Consider the following 14,860-nt stretch of genomic DNA (forward strand, 5'->3'; position numbering starts at 1 on the left):
TTTTTTCTTGTAAATGTAAACGCTTTAACAGGTGCATTTGTGTCAGGCTAAAGCAAACAAAATAGCAGTTGAGGTTTTTAGCATACAGGTTATTTGTTTTAATTACAGTTAAAGTGTACAAACGGGTTAAATTTAATGCAATATAGTTTGTTGAATTAGCTTGCTATATCCTTATTAACTGCATAGATGCCCAGCTCATTGTAGGTTTTTTGCTTCTTCTTTTTAATATATGGATCAGTACATCGTAATTATCAGCGTTATTGGCATAGCCGCTTTGGGTATGGCCTGGATGCCGTCGGTTTCGCAAAAAACAGGAATTTCCTACGCTATATTTTATACCTTGGCCGGTGTGCTGATCTACTGGGCTTTTCCGCATTTGTTACCCAACCCCGATCCGCGTACGCACCAAACTTATACCCGCCATTTAACCGAAATGGTAGTCATTATTTCCATATTCGGTACTGCTATAAAAATTGACCGGCCCCTAAAATGGAAAAGCTGGCAAAACCCCATACGCTTGGTTACCATAGCCTTAGTAGGTTGTATTGGCACTGCGGCCTTGTTAGGCTACGCTTTCTTCAGTATGGATGTGGCATCGGCACTGCTACTGGGTGCCGTGTTGGCCCCAACCGATCCGGTACTGGCTTCGGATGTGCAGGTAGGGCCACCTAATGAAAATATAAAGTTTGAAACTAAATTTGCCTTAACTGCCGAGGCTGGGATGAACGATGGGCTTGCGCTGCCATTCGTGTTGCTGGCCATTACCCTTTCGCACATGATGTTTAAAGGTGAGGGGAGTGTTTGGGTATGGTTGAGCTATGAGGTAATTGTACGCATGGCTATTGGGTTGGTTGTAGGCTATATTATTGGCAGGATGCTGGGCTACCTTATTTTTACCATGGGCAATAAGTTTAATATGATGGAAACCCGCGATGGTTTTGTAGCATTATCACTTACGCTAATGGTTTACGGCCTAACCGAGGTAGTGCACGGTTACGGTTTTATAGCTGTGTTTGTAGCCGGTTTAACACTGCGCAATTATCAATCCCAACATAATTACCACGATAAACTGCATGCCTTTGCCGACCAAACCGAGCGTATTATGGTTGCCATTGTACTCATTTTATTTGGCGGAAGCTTACTAAGCGGCGTACTGGATGGCCTAACCTGGCGTATGGTGATGTTTTCGGTTTTGTTTTTGTTTGTATTGAGGCCGTTAACGTCATTTTTAAGCCTCATTTCTTGTAAGTTACATACCCGAGAAAAATGGGTTATCAGCTTTTTTGGGATAAGGGGCATGGGTTCTGTCTACTATTTGTCGTATGCGCTTAAAGAGGCCGAGTTTCCATTTGCCCAGCAACTATGGACTATTGTTTCATTTACCATATTACTTTCAATTATTGTACATGGCCTAACCGCTACTACGGTTATGAAACGGATGGAAAGGCGTTTTGCCAAAGAGATCAAAATGTAAAAAGGCTTAATAAGCGAGGCTACTGCCAAATATTTTAAAGCCCACTAACAGGCTATTTTATGCATGGTAAATACCTTTTTTGTACTCATTATATTAAAAAAAAGAGACCGGGTAATCAAACCCGGTCCCTAATCTAATTTACTTATGAAAACAACCACAACAAGAAGCCGCTTTCATTGCTAAGGTATTCCTAAAGGTTGTAAAATACAAGGAGGCAATTGTAACAATTTACTTTACATAAATGCCTGTTAAGTAATATAGGTGATTTTCATTTGAGTCCATTTGCCTATAATTGTACCGAATTACCTATTTATGAACGTTAAAGTTATTGCCTTTGATGCCGATGACACCCTTTGGGTGAACGAGCCCTATTTCAGGCGTACCGAGGAAAAATTTTGTCACCTGTTCAGCGAGTTTTTATCACCGCATGATATTGAACGCGAGTTGATGAAGACCGAGATAAGCAACCTGGGTTTGTATGGATATGGTATCAAAGGCTTCATGCTATCGATGATTGAAACGGCACTTCAAATAACCAACGGACAGATAAGCACTGATGGCATTGGCAAGATACTTACCCTGGGTAAAGCACTGCTGAACGAACCCATTGAATTACTGGAAGGGGTAGAGGAGGTGCTGCAGGCCGTACACGGCAAATACCGGCTGGTGGTTGCAACCAAAGGCGACTTGTTAGACCAGGAACGCAAACTTAAAAAATCTAACCTGACCCAATACTTTCACCATATTGAGGTGATGTCGGAAAAGGATGACGCCAGTTATTTAAAGCTGTTGAAGCACCTCGACATTCAACCACACGAACTGCTGATGGTGGGTAACTCCTTAAAATCTGACGTGATACCTGTGCTGAACATTGGCGGCCATGCTATACACGTGCCCTACCATATTACCTGGGCGCACGAAATGGTAGAAAACCAGGTGGAACACGAAAACTTTAAAAGCGTAACCCACATCAAAGAAATATTATCCTACTTACTCTTATGAAACACCTGCTCGATTTAGAGAACTGGCCCCGCAAGCAACACTTCGAATTTTTTAAACAGTTTGAAGAACCTTATTTCGGCGTTACGGCCAATGTTGATGTAACGCTGGGCTTTGAGCATGCTAAAGCCGCAGGCGTATCTTTATTTATTTACTACCTGTACCAGGCCCTGGCCGCTGCCAATACCGTTGAACCTTTCCGGTACCGAATAGAGGACGAACAGGTAATGGTTTATGACAGGGTAGACGCCGCGCCAACCATTAACAGGCCCAATGGTACCTTCGGTTTCGGTTACCTGTACTACAACGAGTTGTTCGCGCGTTTTTTAGAAGGGGCTGAACAGGAAATTGCCAAGGTTCAAAACACAACCGATTTGATGCCATCCAAATCGGGCCAGAACGTCGTTCACTTTTCGGCCCTGCCGTGGATCAACTTTACATCTATATCGCACGCCCGCATGTTTAGCATTAAAGAGAGCGTGCCCAAGGTAAGCTTCGGTCGTATTACCGACGTCGACGGCCAAAAAGCAATGCCGGTATCCGTCCACGTACACCACGCCCTTATGGATGGCATGCACGTAGCTCAATACTTGCAATGCTTCCAGGATCTGCTGAATATGGGACTATAGGCGAGTCCAAAGTCCGAAGTCTAAAGTCCGAAGTCCAAAGTCCAAAGTCCAAAGTCCAAAGTCCAAAGTCCAAAGTCCAAAGTCCAAAGTCCAAAGTCCAAAGTCCAAAGTCCAAAGTTTTTTGGGTTATAAAGTTAGAAAAATCAAAACAACAAACCCCATCTGCAACTTTACTGACTACTGACTACTGACTACTGACTACTGACTACTGACTACTGACCTCATTCGCTCCTCAAACTCTTCACCGGGTTGGCCATAGCGGCTTTAACGGTTTGCAGGCTCATGGTAAATAGGGCTACTATCACGGTAGATAGGATGGCTATAGCGAAGATCCACAGGCTGATGTTGGTATGATACTCGAACCGTTGCAGCCATTGGTGCATGGCATACCAGGCAATAGGTAACGATACCATAAAGGCCAGCACAATAAGCTTAACAAAATCTACACTCAGCAGGGTTACAATCTGGCTCACCGTAGCGCCTAATACCTTGCGTACGCCAATTTCTTTGGTGCGCTGGTTGGTGCTGTGTATGGCTAATCCTAATAAACCTAAACAGCTAATGAGGATAGACAAACCTGTAGCCCAGTTAAGCAATTTAGCCGTATTTTGCTCGGCTTTGTAAAAGCGGGCTACGCTTTCATCCATAAATGTGTATTCAAAATCATCTTCCGGGTAAACGGCTTTCCAGTCTTTTTTCATTTGTTTGATGGCCTTGGCCCATGATTTATCGTTACCGGTTTGCGGTTTTAGCGCCAAATGAATAGTGCGGTTATAGTGACGCTGCTGGCTGGTTAAAATAACTACCGGTTTAATAGGAACATGCAACGATTTTTGGTGGAAATCCTGCACAACGCCTACTATAGGAACGTTCTTGTTATCGCGGATAATCATTTTACCTACAGCACTTTTAGCATCTCTAAATCCCAGCACTTTGGCGTAGGTTTGATTGATAACAAATGCACCAACAGTATCATGTGCCTGCAAGGGCCTGCCGGCCAGCAAGCGGAATTTATAGATAGGCATATAGTTTTCATCGGCATATTTAAGGAATACCTCAGTTTCAATCTCCTTTTTACCGTCTTTATACTGCATAGTTGTAGACATGGTATTGCCCGATGATGGCGGAGCTCCTCCCGTACCAATCCGCGCAATTTGCGGAATAGCTTTCAGTTTGTTTAAATACACCTGCTGGCGATTGCTGTTTACCTGTTTGTAAGGAGTGCTAATGTATAAAATAGCATCTTTACTAAAACCAAGGTCTTTATTTAGCGCAAAGTTAATTTGGCTGCCCACCAGCAACGTAGCCATTACAAAAAACTGGGCTATAATAAACTGGGTGACTGTAAGCGTTTTGCGCAGGTATTGTCCGCTGCTTTTGCCCGAGGTATCCAAGCCTTTCATCACCTGGATAGGTTTGTACGACGAAAGCATAATAGCTGGATACAAGCCCGATGCCAGTGTAATTACTATGATCAAAACCATATTAAACGCCAGCATTTGCCCGGTAAACATCATTTGGTATGTGATGCCTTCGGGGATAAAATCGGCGAATACTTTGAGCAGGTAAAAGGCAAGCAACCCCGAAATTAGCGTAGCCGCAAAAGCAAGCACAAAAGTTTCGGTTAAAAACTGACCTATTAGCTGACTACGGGTTCCACCAATGGTTTTGCGTACGCCAATTTCGCGGGCGCGCTGTATAGATTGTGCCGTGGTTAGGTTAATAAAGTTAATACAGCCTAAAAGCAGTAAAAACGCAGCTATACCAAGTAAGCTATACAGCACGGTTTTGTTAGCTTGGCGCTGGTCAAAATTATCGTACCGGCTGTTAAAGTGAATATCGTTAAGCGGTTGTATGGTAAACTCGTGCGTTTCGGTTTTGCTATCTGTTTTTTGATACTTATGATACAATGTGTTAACCTGCTTTTTAATATGGCTTACAGGAGTGTTTGGGTTTAGCTTAATGAGTAACTGGTTGGCCGAGTTGGTACTCGTCCAACTTGGGTTATCATAATCGGGGATCACCCCTTTTTTAGCATTGGCAGTGGCCAGGCTTATAAAATCGTGAAAGGTGAAATCGGTATGGCCTTTAATGTCTTCTACAATGCCCGATACCGTGGTGCTCAGCGTATCTTCATAAACCACCTGCCTGCCCATCATCTCCGCGTAGCTTATACCCGGAAAGTATAGATTAGCCTGTTTAGCCGTTAGCACTACCTGGTTAGGGTTTTTAAACGCCTGTTTGCGCGATCCGGCCAGCCACTTCAGGCTTAACAGGTCAACATAGGAACCATCGGTTACAATAAGCTTATTTTGCTTTTTAATTTCATGCGGAACATTAGTGCCGTTTGGAATGGTGACTTTAACATCATACCCGTATCCAAAAAATGGAGCAACCACTTGCAGGCCGGTTACTTCGTTTTTAACCGCGGCGCCCAGGTTGGCCGGTACGCCCGATGTATAAGAGGGCTGTCCCTGGTAACTAAAATCAGATACCACCCGGAATATGCGGTCGGCCTCAGGATGCTGCTTATCGAAACTGAAATCATACCGCACTATCAGGTAAATAACCATAGCCGCGCTAATGCCAATGGCCAATCCAATAATATTAATTGCAGTAAATGCCTTGTTTTTTAACAAGCTGCGAAAAGCGGTTTTGAAGTAATTTTTAAGCATGCTTACCGGTGTTAAGGTTATTGTACACGTTAAGTACTGATAAGATTATGCCAGTTTGTAATTTATTGGTTATTAAGTTATTGAGTTGTTAGTTCTTTTGTAACCGTACGTATCCGTACACTTATTGTACGGCTGTATTACAATTTTGGAGTTATGCCATCAATGCGCTTTGGTAAATGTAAAAGGCACATTTTTAATTTGATAGCCTTTTTGTTTCAATAAAGCAATCAACCCTTTTGGCCCGCCCAGGTGACCGGCACCTACGGCTATCATGGTACTGGTTTTACCCACTAAACTATCAATGCGGTTAGCCATAACTACATTGCGTTTTATCAGCAATGCTTCGTTGAAAGCGGCATCCAGCGGGGCGTCGTCGTTCATTTGTTCTAACAGGTGCTCAATATCCTGTTTCACATAAATTTCGGTCAGTTTTTTAATGGTTGCATCGGCGCTGGTGTAGGTCTTTAAATAGTCCTGCATCATTTTGGCCTGGCTGGTTATGCTAATGGCATTCAGCGCCTGCATCTGCTCGGCTACGGTTTCCAGTCCGCCTACGCTGTCTTTCAGCTCTTTGGCCTGCTTGTACATTTCCATATCAATGGTTACCGCTTTACCGTTATTGAGCAATAAAGAAGTTAAAAACAAAGGCTTTAAACGGTATAGGGCAGGTCCCATCATTTGCATCATGGGTGAGGTTTTTACCAGTTCTTTCAGCTTACGTAATGATGAACTATCCAGTAATTTATCCAGGTATTGCGTGCTGTCTTTCACCATGGCATAGCCCAGCATTTCCATGGGGTTCAGCTTGCCGAAATCCAGTTCAAAATACACCTGTTTGGTTTGCGCCAACTTATCTATAACCGGTTGAGGTATGCGGTAAAGCGAGGTATCGAACAGGTGGACGGTGCCGTACAGGTAAGTGGGCTGTTGAATTCCTTTGCCGCTAATTTGCCAAAGCAGTCCTTTGGTTTGTGCTTGCAGCAGGGTAGTGCCGGTTAATACTAAGCCGATGCAGATTAGGGTAATGCGAATGAGTTTTTTCATGTATTGGATCTGTATTAATGAAACGAGTGGTTGGCCCGAATTGAAACCGAATAATCCGTAACCGTGTTTTCCATTTAAAGTTACAAAGTACACAAAATGATGACCGCCTAACAATAGTTTTATTACTTTTGAAAGAATGCTACCTTTGACTAACCATACACTCGAAAAACTGGAGAACCTGCTGAAGGCGGCTGGTTACAGGGTTCGGTACGAAAAGGGAAACTTTAAAACCGGTGCCTGTCTGCTGCAAAGCAGTCGCATGATTGTAGTTAACAAATTCTCGAACCTGGAAAGTAAGATCCAATCTGTTATGGAACTCATCAGGCAGTTAGAGGTTGATCCTAAACTGCTCGACGAAAAGCACCTGGCTTTTTTACATCAGATTAAACAAACCGAACTGCAGCTGTGATCATTACATTTTTAGGAACCGGAACTTCGCAGGGTGTACCCGTTATAGCCTGTGGTTGCGAGGTGTGTACCTCGCCCCATCATCATGACAGGCGGCTGCGTACCTCTGTTTTAGTGGAAGTTGATGGTAAGGTGATAGCCATTGATAGCGGCCCCGATTTTAGATACCAAATGCTGCGTGCCGGTGTAAAACACTTGGATGCCGTGGTGTTCACCCACGAACATAAAGACCATATAGCAGGACTGGATGATGTACGGGCATTCAATTACTTTCAGCAGGAAGCTATGGATGTATATGCGAGTTTGCGTGTGCAGGATGCACTCAAGCGTGAATTCTTCTATATTTTTGCTGACTATAAATATCCCGGCATCCCGCAACTTAATATGCATACTATAGGAGATGAACCTTTTTTGGTAGGCCCGGTTCAGTTTACGCCCATACAGGTGCTGCATTACCGCCTGCCGGTACTGGGCTTCCGCATTAAAGATTTTACCTATATTACCGATGCCAAAACCATTTCGCCCGCCGAAGTGGAAAAGATTAAAGGCAGTAAAATTTTGGTGATCAACGCCCTGCAAAAAGAGCCGCACGTTTCACATTTTACCTTTAACGAAGCCATTGCCCTGGCCCAACAAATAGGTGCCGAAAAAACTTATTTAACCCATATCAGCCACCGCCTGGGTAAACATGCCGATGTTTCCCTGGAGCTGCCGGAGGGGGTTGAGCTGGCGTATGATGGGTTGAGGTTGGAGTTGTAGTATAAACTTAGGTTAGTGCTAATAAACGGTTCCGTCCGCTCATTGCCGCGGAGGGCTACTTCTTTTGTCTTGAAACAAAAGAAGCAAAAATTCAAGTCACCTCCCTATGCTTCTTTTGCCGCACAAGGCTTTTACCCTGCAAAGCTGGTCAGCACCATGGGCTTTTTATATTTTGCCCTTAGCAAATTTTCTGCTGGTATTGCTCATCAGGCAAAATCTAAAAGGCCCCTGCCTTTGCGCACCGGCCACCGAGTGCTGCCCGCTTTCGCCCGAAGCTGGGAGGCGACGAAGAAGAAGCCCCCCCCCCAAACCCTCCCCGGGAGGGAGGGGCTTAAATTCTAATTGCCGCCGCTCGGCTCCAGCCGAGTGGCAACTATTATGCGGCCTCCGGCCGACGCGGCCTTAGCCTAAGTGCATGCCCTAAATCAATTTGATATGAATTCTGCAAATTCTTCAATTCAGTAAATTCCGGTTCAGACAAATTATCAGGAAGAAGAGCAACCACAACCAAACCTCCAACTATCAATAATTTCTCTACCTTGCATCATCTAATTAATTATGGAAAACGCAGACGTACTGATCATTGGCGCTGGTGCGGCGGGGTTAATGGCGGCTTATACGCTGGCTAAGGCCGGTAAAAAGGTGACCGTTTTAGAGGCCTGTAACCGTACGGGGGGCCGCATTCGTACCATTGATAACGCCTTGTTTTTTAACCAGGCCGAGTTAGGGGCCGAGTTTGTACACGGCAATTTGCCGGTAACGTTGGACTTGCTTAAAGAGGCCGGTATTGAATATCATGCAGCCGGGGGCAATATGTTGCATTACAGTAACGGTACCTTTACAGCCGGTGCAGGCATGTTCGAGGGGTGGCACCTGCTCATGAAAAAGCTTAACTCCCTGCAACAGGATATGACCCTCAACGATTTCCTGGAACAGCATTTCACCGACGTAAAGTTTGATGAATTGAAAGAATCCGTACGCCAGTATGCCGCCGGTTACGATACCAGCGACCCCAAACGCGTAAGCGCCTTAGCCCTGCGCCGCGAATGGCAAAATGAGGATGAAGACGCCCAGCACCGCATTGAAGGTGGTTATTGCCGACTGATACAGTACCTGGTTACCGGGTTCAAAAAAGCAGGAGGCATGGTGTACCTGAACGCCGCGGTTACCCAACTTCACTGGCAGCCCAGTCAGGTTAAAGCCACCACAGCCGATGGCGAAACTTACGAAGCCGCTAAAGTGATCTTTGCCATTCCGTTAGGGGTTTGGCAGGCACCTGCTACTGCTAAGGGTGCTATAGTGTTTGAACCGGCTATCCCGGCGCAAACGGATGCTTTACAGAAGTTGGGTTTTGGAGCCGTTATTAAAGTGCTGCTGCAGTTTGATGATGTTTTTTGGGAAGATGCGGTAACCGAAGAACTGGCCGGTAAAAGCATGAAAGACATGGCTTTCCTGCTATCGGACGAAGCTATGCCCACCTGGTGGACCCAGGCACCCAACCACGCGCCTTTACTAATCGGCTGGCGGGGCGGACCAGCCGCTGCCGATTGGGCTACTAAAACTGAGCAGGAAATTTTGCAGATCTCGCTGCAATCGTTAGCCAACATATTTAACCGTAGTGCCGACTGGCTCAAAAGCAAACTGGTGGCCTGGTACGTAGCCAACTGGACCGCCGAACCTTATGTTTACGGTTCTTACGCGTACGATACCGTGCACACCACCGAGGTGTTAGAACTGCTCCATCAGCCGGTTGAAAACACAATTTACTTTGCCGGTGAATTTATGTACCAAGGTACCGCCATGGGTACGGTTGAAGCTGCATTAACTTCAGGGAAAGATGCAGCTTTAAAGCTGGTAAGCATTTAAAAGTCAGACTGGATTTTAAATACTATGTAAGTGCTTATAAAAGTACTAACGGTATAATAAATTGTTATATAAGTAGAAATGTCATGCTATAGTCTGCGCAAGGCAACATTCCCATTACAATAGCAGCGAAAACACGTAATGATTTTGATTTTTTTCAATTGATGCTACATTTGCTATTGTCAATCGTAATTATTCTTCCTGATGCTTAACAGAATTTTAATTTACACTAGCCTGGCAATTGCATTTCTCATCATATCTTCGTCTGTTAGGGCACAGGAGGTAAAAGCGCTCAGTATGAAAGAGGCTATTCAGGTAGGGATGGATAATTATCCGGCCATTCAAGCCAAAAAGAATCAGCTGAATTCATCTAAATCTTACCTGAAAGAAACCCGTACCGAGTACCTGCCCGATTTTAACTTTTCGGCACAAAACTCTTTTGGTACCATCAACGGGCAAAATGGGCCGTTAATAGGCTACCGCGGGCTGGCCGTATCTTCATCGGGCCCTGCACTGCGCGAACAAAGCTGGAATGCAGCTTTCGGTTCCTTATACCTCACCAATGTCAACTGGGATTTCTTCGCCTTTGGCCGTGCATCAGAAAGGATCAAGGTACAGCAACGGGTAGTGAACCGCGATGAAGCTGATTTGGGTCAGCAAGAGTTTCAGCATAAGGTAAGGGTTGCAGCAGCTTACCTCAACGTACTGGCCGCCCAGCGGTTGGTTAAAGTTCAGCAAGATAATCTGAGCCGCACGCAGGAGATTCGGCGGGTAATTGTAGCCCGTGTAAAAAATGGCTTGAATCCGGGTGTTGATTCGTCATTTGCCAACACTGAGGTGTCTAACGCTAAAATACAGCTGACTAACGCCCAGCAAAACGAGCAGGAGCAGGTCAATCAGCTTTCGCAATACCTGGGTTATTCCACGCCACCAGCCGATTTTGTGCTCGATAACACCTTTGTAGTTAAAAACCCGGTAATGCCCAATGCGGCCTCCAAACAGCCGCAGGAAAATCACCCCGTACTGCAGTTTTATAAAGACCGCATACAGGTGAGCGATGAGCAGGTGAAGTATCAAAAAACCTTCGCGCTGCCTACTTTTTCATTGGTAGGTACATTCCAGGGCAGGGGTTCGGGTTTTACACTGGCACCCGCCATTAATACGCCGGTTGCTTATAACACCAACTATTTCGATGCACTTAATCCCACACGTTTTAATTACTTAATAGGCCTCGCTACTTCCTGGAACCTCTCGAGTTTGTTTCGTACCAAGTACCAGGTGCAATCGCAAAAATACCTGTCGTTACAGTACAAAGACGAGTATAACCTGGTAGATCAGCAATTGAAAAACCAGCAGGCACTGGCCGAAACCCGCATAGGCAACGCCCTCAAAAACGCGCAGGAAGCGCCGGGACAAATAAAATCGGCTAACGACGCTTACATACAAAAGGTAACGCTGTACAAAAACGGACTGGCCACCATTACCGATTTTCAGCAAGCGTTATATTTATTATACCGGGCCGAAACCAATACTTATATAGCCTACAATAACGTTTGGCAGGCGCTGCTGTTCAAAGCTGCCTCCACTGGTGATTTTGATCTGTTTATTAATAATTTTTAAGCTACTTATCCGCTGCAACATAAATGGGACTAATTAAATTTGCACTCCGTAAACCCATCACCATCCTGGTTTTTGTAGCCGGATTGTTCTTCTTCGGGCTCAATGCTATCCGCAATATCAAGATCGACATTTTTCCCGACTTGAACTTGCCAGTAATTTACGTTTCGCACCCCTACGGTGGTTACACGCCTACTCAAATGGAATCGTATTTTGGTAAGCAATACGTGAACTTACTGCTCTACGTATCGGGTGTAAAAAGCATAGAAACCCGTAACATTCAGGGTTTAACCCTAATAAAATTATCGTTTTACGAAGGTACCAATATGGCGCAGGCTGCAGCAGAGGTATCCAGTTATACCAACCGGGCTCAGGCTATTTTTCCGCCGGGTACGCAGCCGCCGTTCATTTTAAGGTTCGATGCTTCTACTTTGCCGGTGGGGCAGTTGGTACTAACCAGCCCTACCCGCAGTAATAACGAACTGCTCGATCTGGCTAACGTGTACGTACGTTCATCGTTTACCTCGGTACCCGGTTTGGTTTCTCCCGCACCGTTCGGGGGAAATACCCGTTCGGTATTAATTAAGGTAGACCCAAGCTTGCTGCGCTCCCATAACCTAACGCCCGACCAGATCGTTACCGCCATCCGTGAAAACAACCTGAACTCTCCCGCCGGTAACGTGCGTATAGGCGACCTGAACTATTTAACCCCCGCCAACACCTCCATGAAAAAGGTGCAGGATTTTGGCGATATTCCGCTATATCGTAACGGCATACAAACCGTATTTATGCACGATGTGGCCACGGTAGAAGACGGTGCCGATATTACCAGCAGTTATGCTTTGGTGAACGGCAAACGATCGGTTTACCTGCCTATTACCAAATCGTCCGACGCATCAACCTGGGAAGTGGTGCAAAACCTAAAGAAGGCCATTCCGCGCTTTCAAAGCCTGCTGCCCGAGGATGTGAAGCTGTCGTACGTGTTCGATCAATCTACTTATGTAATAAACGCCGTAAAAAGTTTGGCCGAAGAAGGCGCTATTGGTGCCGTGCTCACCGGTTTAATGGTGTTGCTGTTTTTGGGCGACAGGCGAGGGGCGCTCATCGTGATCCTCACCATACCTACCTGTATCGTATCGGGGATTTTGTTCTTGTCGCTGTTTCATCAAACCATTAACATCATGACGCTGAGCGGCTTGTCGCTGGCTATAGGTATTTTGGTGGATGAATCGACCGTGACCATTGAAAATATACACCAGCACTTTGCCATGGGTAAACCCAAAGCCCTGGCTATTTGGGATGCCTGTAAGGAGATCGCTTTCCCTAAGTTGCTCATCCTGTTTTGTATTTTGGCGGTGTTCGCACCGGCCTTTACCATGAAAGGCATCCCGGGTTCGCTGTTTTTGCCGCTGGCTTTGGCTATTGGTTTCTCCATGATTACCTCCTACCTGTTATCGCAAACGTTTGTGCCTATTTTGGCTAACTGGATTATGAAGAATGATCACGAAAAGAAAGATTTTGTGATGGACGACGACCATGACCTAAAAGAAGAATCGGCACGCCACGCCATAGAAGATCACGGTAAAGATGAAACCCGCTTTGATAAGTTTCGCCACCGTTTTATGGGCTGGATGGATAGCATGCTGCCCCGCAGAAAGTTAATTGTAAGTATCTACGTGGTTGCCTCGCTTGCCCTGGCTTTTCTACTATTCACCACTATAGGCCGCGATGTGCTGCCCAAGGTGGATTCGGGCACGTTCCAGGTGAGGTTGCGTGCGCCCGATGGCACCCGTTTAGAGCGTACTGAAGCCATCACCGTTCACGCGCTTAAAATATTAGGCAAGGTGGTTGGTAAAGATAAGATCGCCATTACATCGGCCTTTGTGGGTACGCACCCCTCGCAGTTTTCAACCAGTCCTATTTATCTGTTTATGGCAGGCCCGCAAGAGGGTGTTATACAAGCTGCTTTAACCGAAGATTACGAAGGCAGCCTTGACGATGTGAAAGAAGAGTTCAGGCTGGCCGTTAAAAAGGAAATGCCCAACATCAAGGTGTCGTTTGAGCCTATTGACCTGACCGATAAGATCTTGAGCCAGGGATCTCCAACGCCTATTGAGGTGGCTATTACCAGTAAAAACAAAAAGCAAAACGTTATATACGCCTACAAAGTATTGCGCAAGCTTAACGAAATTAAGTACATGCGCGATGTGCAGATCGGGCAATCTTTCAAGTACCCATCCATCAATATTAATTTGGACCGTGTACGTGCGGCGCAGTTAGGGGTTAGCGTGGGCGATATTTCCCGTTCGCTTATAGCCTCCACCTCATCTTCCCGCTTTACCGAAAAGAACGTATGGCTTGATGAAAAGGTGGGCTTGAGTTACAATGTACAGGTGCAGGTGCCCGAGTATCAGATGTCGAGCATAAACGATATTAAGGAGATCCCCATTATGGCTAACCAGCGCAGGCCGGTACTGAGCGATGTAGCCAGCATTAAAATGGATACTACTTACGGCGAAAACGATAATATTGGTGCTATACCTACCATATCGGTTACGGGCAACTTGCACAAAATGGATTTAGGTACGGCCAGCGATGCCGTGCAGGAAGCCATTAAATCGTTAGGGGAACTGCCCCGCGGATTAAGTATTGAGGCACGTGGTTTAACCCAAACTTTGAGTGATACGCTGGGAAGCCTACAAAGTGGGTTATTAATAGCCATTATTGTGATATTTTTAATGTTGGCAGCTAATTTTCAATCATTTAAAGTGTCCTTAGTAGTGTTGAGTACGGTGCCGGCGGTTATCTTCGGGTCGTTACTGTTGGTGAAACTAACGGGGGCAACGCTCAACCTGCAGTCGTACATGGGCATGATCATGTCGGTTGGGGTGGCTATCTCTAACTCGGTGCTGCTTATTACCAATGCCGAAGAATTACGGATGATTAATGGCGACGCGCTGAAATCGGCCCGCGAATCAGTAGCCTTACGTATTCGCCCTATATTAATGACCAGTATGGCCATGATCGTAGGGATGATTCCCATGGCATCGGGGCTGGGTGAGGGCGGCGATCAAACCTCACCTTTAGGTCGTGCGGTAATCGGCGGCTTGTTCTTCTCTACGTTTGCCTCTTTGCTGATCCTACCCTTGGTATTTGCATGGGTTCAGGGTAAAACCACTACCGAATCGGTATCGCTGGATCCGGAGGATGAGGAGAGTAAGTTTTATGTGCCGTTGCACCATAGGGGAGAGAGTTCAGAGTCGGGAGTATAGAGTTTTGATTTTAGAATTATGAAAATGCTCCGTAGGAGCTACCTGTTTATAGAAAAATAGATGTGTTTTTTATGCCTCGTAGAGGTTACCCCTAATAGTTATGAAGGGTAGCACCTACGG

Annotated in this window: 11 protein-coding genes; 9 read left to right on the top strand and 2 right to left on the bottom strand. The window is 45.7% G+C overall.

The window, feature by feature from the left end; translation table 11 throughout:
* Window positions 1–229: 229 nt before the first annotated feature.
* The 3 genes from ACFQ3S_RS18605 to ACFQ3S_RS18615 all read left to right on the top strand — a co-directional run bounded on the left by ACFQ3S_RS18605 (window position 230) and on the right by ACFQ3S_RS18615 (window position 3,102).
* Window positions 230–1,474 (top strand): cation:proton antiporter, encoded by a 1,245-nt coding sequence (locus ACFQ3S_RS18605; RefSeq protein ID WP_377167298.1) that lies wholly within the window; start codon window positions 230–232, stop codon window positions 1,472–1,474.
* A 312-nt stretch (window positions 1,475–1,786) separates the two neighbouring features.
* Window positions 1,787–2,476, top strand: coding sequence for an HAD family hydrolase (locus tag ACFQ3S_RS18610; protein ID WP_377167300.1), 690 nt, complete (start codon window positions 1,787–1,789; stop codon window positions 2,474–2,476).
* A complete protein-coding gene (locus ACFQ3S_RS18615) occupies window positions 2,473–3,102 on the top strand; it encodes a CatA-like O-acetyltransferase (protein WP_377167302.1) in 630 nt (209 codons plus the stop codon). The genes ACFQ3S_RS18610 and ACFQ3S_RS18615 overlap by 4 nt, the downstream gene beginning before the upstream one ends.
* A 221-nt stretch (window positions 3,103–3,323) precedes the next feature.
* Here the strand turns inward: ACFQ3S_RS18615 and ACFQ3S_RS18620 are convergent, their stop codons facing one another.
* Together ACFQ3S_RS18620 and ACFQ3S_RS18625 are read right to left on the bottom strand one after the other, a co-directional pair.
* Window positions 3,324–5,777, bottom strand: coding sequence for an ABC transporter permease (locus ACFQ3S_RS18620; RefSeq protein ID WP_377167304.1), 2,454 nt, complete (start codon window positions 5,775–5,777; stop codon window positions 3,324–3,326).
* A gap of 159 nt (window positions 5,778–5,936) precedes the next feature.
* The gene (locus tag ACFQ3S_RS18625) at window positions 5,937–6,821 is read right to left on the bottom strand and encodes a TraB/GumN family protein (RefSeq protein WP_377167306.1); all 885 of its coding nucleotides are present in this window, start codon (window positions 6,819–6,821) and stop codon (window positions 5,937–5,939) included.
* 136 nt (window positions 6,822–6,957) lie between these two features.
* On the opposite strand from ACFQ3S_RS18625, the gene ACFQ3S_RS18630 reads away from it, so the two are divergent.
* The 6 genes from ACFQ3S_RS18630 (at window position 6,958) to ACFQ3S_RS18655 (ending at window position 14,740) form a co-directional block, all read left to right on the top strand.
* Window positions 6,958–7,230: a hypothetical protein gene (locus ACFQ3S_RS18630; RefSeq protein ID WP_377167308.1), complete on the top strand. Its 273-nt coding sequence runs from the start codon at window positions 6,958–6,960 to the stop codon at window positions 7,228–7,230.
* Window positions 7,227–7,988 (top strand): MBL fold metallo-hydrolase, encoded by a 762-nt coding sequence (locus ACFQ3S_RS18635; RefSeq protein WP_377167310.1) that lies wholly within the window; start codon window positions 7,227–7,229, stop codon window positions 7,986–7,988. Before ACFQ3S_RS18630 ends, ACFQ3S_RS18635 begins: the two co-directional genes overlap by 4 nt.
* Before the next feature lie 69 nt (window positions 7,989–8,057).
* Entirely contained in the window at window positions 8,058–8,330 is a 273-nt protein-coding gene (locus ACFQ3S_RS18640; RefSeq protein ID WP_377167312.1) for a hypothetical protein, read from the top strand.
* Between the two features lie 216 nt (window positions 8,331–8,546).
* On the top strand, window positions 8,547–9,854 hold the full coding sequence (locus ACFQ3S_RS18645) for a flavin monoamine oxidase family protein (protein WP_377167314.1): 1,308 nt from the start codon (window positions 8,547–8,549) through the stop codon (window positions 9,852–9,854).
* Between the two features lie 294 nt (window positions 9,855–10,148).
* Window positions 10,149–11,471, top strand: a complete 1,323-nt coding sequence (locus tag ACFQ3S_RS18650) for a TolC family protein (RefSeq protein ID WP_377167316.1) — start codon at window positions 10,149–10,151, stop codon at window positions 11,469–11,471.
* Window positions 11,472–11,494: 23 nt separating this feature from the next.
* Window positions 11,495–14,740 carry an efflux RND transporter permease subunit gene (locus ACFQ3S_RS18655; RefSeq protein WP_377167318.1) on the top strand — a complete coding sequence of 1,082 codons (3,246 nt, stop codon included), beginning with the start codon at window positions 11,495–11,497 and terminating at the stop codon, window positions 14,738–14,740.
* Window positions 14,741–14,860 lie beyond the last annotated feature (120 nt).

It is taken from the genome of Mucilaginibacter terrae, from assembly GCF_042679325.1.
GTDB classification, from domain to species: Bacteria; Bacteroidota; Bacteroidia; order Sphingobacteriales; family Sphingobacteriaceae; genus Mucilaginibacter; species Mucilaginibacter terrae.

Coding starts and splice junctions, on each gene's coding strand:
- ACFQ3S_RS18655 (WP_377167318.1), top strand. CDS start 11,495: ATGGGACTAATTAAATTTGCACTCCGTAAACCCATCACCATCCTGGTT.
- ACFQ3S_RS18610 (WP_377167300.1), top strand. CDS start 1,787: ATGAACGTTAAAGTTATTGCCTTTGATGCCGATGACACCCTTTGGGTG.
- ACFQ3S_RS18605 (WP_377167298.1), top strand. CDS start 230: ATGGATCAGTACATCGTAATTATCAGCGTTATTGGCATAGCCGCTTTG.
- ACFQ3S_RS18620 (WP_377167304.1), bottom strand. CDS start 5,777: ATGCTTAAAAATTACTTCAAAACCGCTTTTCGCAGCTTGTTAAAAAAC.
- ACFQ3S_RS18650 (WP_377167316.1), top strand. CDS start 10,149: ATGAAAGAGGCTATTCAGGTAGGGATGGATAATTATCCGGCCATTCAA.
- ACFQ3S_RS18645 (WP_377167314.1), top strand. CDS start 8,547: ATGGAAAACGCAGACGTACTGATCATTGGCGCTGGTGCGGCGGGGTTA.
- ACFQ3S_RS18625 (WP_377167306.1), bottom strand. CDS start 6,821: ATGAAAAAACTCATTCGCATTACCCTAATCTGCATCGGCTTAGTATTA.
- ACFQ3S_RS18630 (WP_377167308.1), top strand. CDS start 6,958: ATGCTACCTTTGACTAACCATACACTCGAAAAACTGGAGAACCTGCTG.
- ACFQ3S_RS18615 (WP_377167302.1), top strand. CDS start 2,473: ATGAAACACCTGCTCGATTTAGAGAACTGGCCCCGCAAGCAACACTTC.